Annotated in this window: 4 protein-coding genes; all 4 read right to left on the reverse strand. The window is 32.2% G+C overall.

The features are described from left to right. Window positions 1-19: 19 nt before the first annotated feature. Window positions 20-967 (reverse strand): acyltransferase family protein, encoded by a 948-nt coding sequence (locus tag CAG58_RS07530; protein WP_161439719.1) that lies wholly within the window; start codon window positions 965-967, stop codon window positions 20-22. Next, the gene (locus CAG58_RS07535) at window positions 936-1,712 is read right to left on the reverse strand and encodes a glycosyltransferase (RefSeq protein ID WP_161439720.1); all 777 of its coding nucleotides are present in this window, start codon (window positions 1,710-1,712) and stop codon (window positions 936-938) included. The genes CAG58_RS07530 and CAG58_RS07535 overlap by 32 nt, the downstream gene beginning before the upstream one ends. A 32-nt stretch (window positions 1,713-1,744) precedes the next feature. Beyond that, entirely contained in the window at window positions 1,745-2,980 is a 1,236-nt protein-coding gene (locus CAG58_RS07540) for a glycosyltransferase family 4 protein (RefSeq protein WP_161439721.1), read from the reverse strand. Between the two features lies 1 nt (window position 2,981). Beyond that, window positions 2,982-4,159: hypothetical protein (locus CAG58_RS07545; protein ID WP_161439722.1), on the reverse strand; the 1,178-nt coding region annotated here is incomplete at its 5' end.

Genomic DNA, 4,159 nt, shown 5'->3' on the forward strand with positions numbered 1-4,159 from the left:
GTGTGTAACAATAAGATAATCATACATATTTAAAAATAATCCAATTACTCTTTCGCTTCTTAAAGAAGCAGATTATTAACAATAAAACAATACTTAAAATAAATTTCCATAGCCAAAAGTCAACGTCAAAAGATAGAATAATAAGATGGGATATATTATTGGTGTAGGGATGAAAGACAAAAAATAACATGGAAAAACTAGCCAATAGCTGAATATATTCACTGTTTATATCAAAAGATCTTTCTAAAACACCCAAAAGAGCAAGAAGCATCGTAACTAAAAAAACGGGGAAAAATATTGAAACACCATAGTAATCAACTATTGAACTTCCAATATCAAAATATGGGGTGGAAAAAAAGTAAATAATAGACGAAGATATTATTAAAGAAAGGAAAACAGTCAGAAACCCATTCCTAGCATGTACACCTTTATATAAATAACCAAAAATAAAAAAAGGCAAAGTAATTATTACTTTATTAATACCTAAAAAGAATGGTAAGGAAAAATTAAAATCTTTAAAAAAATACAATGTACAACTAGAAAGTATGAACAATATCAATCGACTATTGATTCTATTTATAATAACTCTGGCCAATATTTTAACTAAAAAAAGGACAGGTAGAAACCAAAGTACAAAGCCATAATAAGATACCGTTGAGTCAAAACTAATATATATGCCATGAAGCATTCTATAAAAATCAGGAAACTCTCTTCCTAAAACTATCCTTTTAATTAACTCAACACATATACCTAATATAGAAAATATCAGAAATGGCACTATTAAATTTATAAAATCTTTTTGTGTTGAATCCAACCTCATGTTCTTCATTAAAAAACCGGATAAAAAGAAGAAAGCAGGCATGTGGAATGCGTAGATGTAGTTATGAAATGGTGTATTAATATGACCCAACACTACCAATAAAAATAAAATAACTTTAAGAGTGTCTACCGACGATGATCTTACCATACTTCCTCATATAATGAGCCAACAAACTTTTTACATAAACAATCCAAAGATAAATATTGGAGGCGACTTTATTTTCTTTTTTTATTCTATAATATTCAGATAAAACTCCCGGGGTATCATTAGCCCCGATACCACCTGACATCCAATTAGCAACAATTACATCCTTAATAATAACATTGGGGAAATGATGATATGCTCTTAAAAGAATATCATAATCCATTGCATATTTACAATTTTCTTTGAAATAACCGTACTTATCAAAATATATCGTAGACGTTAACAAGCCTTGATGGGGCAAAGACATTTTTTTTAAAAGGCTTTCTTTTTCGAAATATAAAGAGCGAGGAACGGTATGAAAAATTTCTCCGGTTTCAACACACACTACATTAACTTTACCACAAATAAGCAAGTCTTTTTTATAACATGCCGATTCAGTAAGAATAGCAAAAGCATCTAGATCAATAAACACATCACCAGCACCGATAAAATAGACATAACCAGGGAAAGTATGTTTCAGCCCTTTATTAAAGGCATCTGAAATACCATTATCTTTTTCTGAAATAAACACATCTACTAAAGCACCATACTTTTCAACTATAGCTTTTGTGCAATCTTGACTACCACCATCAATTATTATTACCCTTAAGTTATCATATTGTACTTTTTTTATAGATATTAGTGATTTCTCAAGATCCACCCCAGCTTCATAAGTTGCACAGATAATATTTATAATATTATTAACCATATAATTCTCGTATAATACCCATTATTATTTTTTTACTCAGTGACCATTGAACTATATATATTTATATATAGTTCAGCTACAACTTGACTATCAAACTCACGAATCACTTTTTCACGAGCAGCTAAAGAGAGTTGCTCAGGTTGTTTGTGTTGAATTACCCAATCAATTCCGTTGGCAAGATCTTGGGTATCGAAAGGCTGTGCGAGATAACCTGTTTTCTGATGTTCAATTAGATCTGAGTTGCCACCAATAGCAAAACCTACTACTGGTGTCGCACAAGCTAGAGATTCCATAATCGCATTTGATAAATTTTCTTGTAAACTAGGCACTACCATCACATCTGCTGCACTATATAAGACACGTAAACTTACATCATCATGCAACTGACCCAAGTAATGTGTTTTTTGCTTAAATCCTTGTAGTGTTTGAGGCTCATTAGAACCAAAGATAATAAGCTCATAATCTTGCGACAAATATTCTAACGATTGTGCCAGCTCATGAAAACCTTTACGCGGATCACTGGTTGCCCCCATTGCGCCAAATAGAATTAATTTTTTATCTAGTGGTAGATTAAATAGCTTGCGTGCGTCGATGTTGTTAAATGGTGAAAAAACTTTTGTATCAATAGGATTAGGCAGGTTGACTACTCGATTATCCCGAAATAAAGTCGACGATGATGCGCACTCCGTTAACCATTTTGACAATCCGATAATGGTCATTTGAGATAACTGAGGAAAAACCACTTGTTTACGTTGCCAAACTTTAAAACTTAAATCTTTAACATTATTAGATACTAATACCGGACATTGATTACACTGTCTCTTATAAGCTGAACACCCATCATCATAGTGACAACCACCGGTAAATGCCCACATATCATGTAAAGACCATACGATCGGTGCTTTAATTCTAGCAAGATCTTCAATCCGCAGCATGCCAGCATTAATCCAATGCAAGTGCACAACATCTGGATTTAATCCATTAATTTTGTCCACTAAACCGGAAAAAGGCACCCAACTAGGGCTAAATAACGTTTTTGTGCGCTGTTTATAACGCCGAATAGGAATAGAATCTAAGCTTGGTCGAACTTTGCCCATCACCTTTTGCAATTTACTTTGTGGGCCAAGGACAGTGAAATCATCGGAGGATTTAGACTGTACCAACATCTGGCTATCGACACCTTCGGCTAATAGCGCCTTATGTAACCGATATGCAGCCCGCGCTGCACCACCTTGAATATCTGAGGTATTAACGATAAGGATCTTCATTTTAGTCCTTTAACTTACGATATATATTTCTTACAATATCATAAGTATTCGTAATTTTTAATAAAGAGAACAATGCAGTACGAAGCTTACTTTTCATAACTATTTTCTTATAGAACATAAACTGTCTTGATTTAGCAAGAAAATATTTACAGCTACTCTTTTCAACGAATGATTTCATTATATCACAATCATTAATATCTTTATTTTCATTTCGATTATTTTTAAATATATACATTTGATTAAATGAAACAAACTTAATTCCTAAATATTTAAAGTGATAACGAGGATTATAAATTAATTCATTTTTCTCTACTTTATGGTAGATAAGCTGATTATCGTGAGGTTCTATTTCTACATCTTTATTTGATAATAGTAAAGAGTCAGTGGATAGGTAATCGATATCCCTAGCCTCACGTAAACCATATACAGCTAAAGTTGTACTACCATCGAGAACCATATTATTCAGTCTCTTAACGTCATTAGTGTGAAGACTTTTAATTATATCTAGCGTTGATTTAAACTTATATGGATTAGCATAGTTCAAGAAATGTAATCCATTATCATTAAAAATCAGATGGGCAACCCTTTGAACTTCTTCTATTGTGTCAGTAATATGAATAGAGCTAAAACCTATTTTGTTGATGTCACGAACTTGTTTTTTTATTTCTTGAACTTTTTCTAGACTTTCCGATTGAAATAATATCACAGAGAAAGAGTCAAAATCTGTGAAGCATTCTAATAATTTTTTATGAGCACCGGGAAAGTTATCCTCACTTTTTCCAACCCAATTCATATGCTTATATAATTCAATCAGTAGATTAAGGCCGCCTTGTGAATTTAGCCTAATGTTTTTATTATAAACAACATTATCAAATAATTTTATAGTGGAATTATAATTCTTTCTTCCAGATGGCCATAGAAATGCTAAGTATGTGTTTTCTGCATATTCACAAAAATTTATGGCTCCGATATCCAATATTTCTTCTGGAACATTTCTTTCGATAAAGTACTGATAATTTGGCGATACATCATCTAGTTCGGTTTTGACACAGGCAACCTCCTCCCCAAGGAAAATTGCACTTGCAGCACGATGCGCTCCATTTAATATATAACCATTTTTAGAAAGTGGCAATAAACTCTTCTTTTCATCAAAGCCATTATTTTTAATATCATTAAACG

Source organism: Vibrio sp. V31_P5A7T61 (assembly GCF_009904895.1).
In the GTDB taxonomy this organism is placed as follows: Bacteria; Pseudomonadota; Gammaproteobacteria; order Enterobacterales; family Vibrionaceae; genus Vibrio; species Vibrio metschnikovii.

Excerpts from the sequence above, each read along its gene's own strand:
- CAG58_RS07535 (WP_161439720.1), bottom strand. The coding sequence starts at position 1,712 with ATGGTTAATAATATTATAAATATTATCTGTGCAACTTATGAAGCTGGG.
- CAG58_RS07540 (WP_161439721.1), bottom strand. The coding sequence starts at position 2,980 with ATGAAGATCCTTATCGTTAATACCTCAGATATTCAAGGTGGTGCAGCG.
- CAG58_RS07530 (WP_161439719.1), bottom strand. The coding sequence starts at position 967 with ATGGTAAGATCATCGTCGGTAGACACTCTTAAAGTTATTTTATTTTTA.